This window comes from Marinobacter aromaticivorans, from assembly GCF_002806975.1.
Taxonomy (GTDB): domain Bacteria; phylum Pseudomonadota; class Gammaproteobacteria; order Pseudomonadales; family Oleiphilaceae; genus Marinobacter; species Marinobacter aromaticivorans.
This window is the reverse complement of the sequence record NZ_NIHD01000047.1, coordinates 1-504: the sequence shown is the minus strand read 5'-3', so window position 1 is coordinate 504 and position 504 is coordinate 1. Positions and strand designations below refer to the sequence as shown.

The following is a 504-nucleotide window of genomic DNA, read 5'->3' as shown; positions in this document are numbered from 1 at the left end:
CCCAGTCATCAGTCCTGCCTTAGGCAATGGTCTCCGAAGTTAACTCACCGACTTTGGGCATTACCAACTCCCATGGTATGTCGGGCGGTGTGTACAAAACCCGAGAACGTATTCACCGTAGCGTAGCTGATCTACGATTACTAGCGATTCCGACTTCATGAAGTCGAGTTGCAGACTTCAATCCGAACTGAGATCGGTTTTTTGAGATTTGCTCCATGTCACCATATTGCTTCTCTTTGTACCGACCATTGTAGCACGTGTGTTGCCCCACTCGTAAGAGGCATGATGATTTGACGTCGTCCCCACCTTCCTCCTGGTTACCCAGGCAGTATCTCTAGAGTCCTTAACTTAATATTAGTAACTAAAGAAAAGGGTTGCGCTCGTTGCAGGACTTAACCTAACATCTCACGACACGAGCTGACGACAACCATGCACCATCTGTCATTCTGTTAACCTCCACTATATCTCTATAGCTTTGCAGAAGATGTCAAGAGTGGGTAAGGT

Annotated in this window: 1 rRNA gene; it reads right to left on the bottom strand. The window is 47.0% G+C overall.

Annotation, left to right across the window (positions count from 1 at the left end):
• Positions 1-504, bottom strand: a 16S ribosomal RNA gene (locus CDH48_RS19065); the annotation flags it as partial.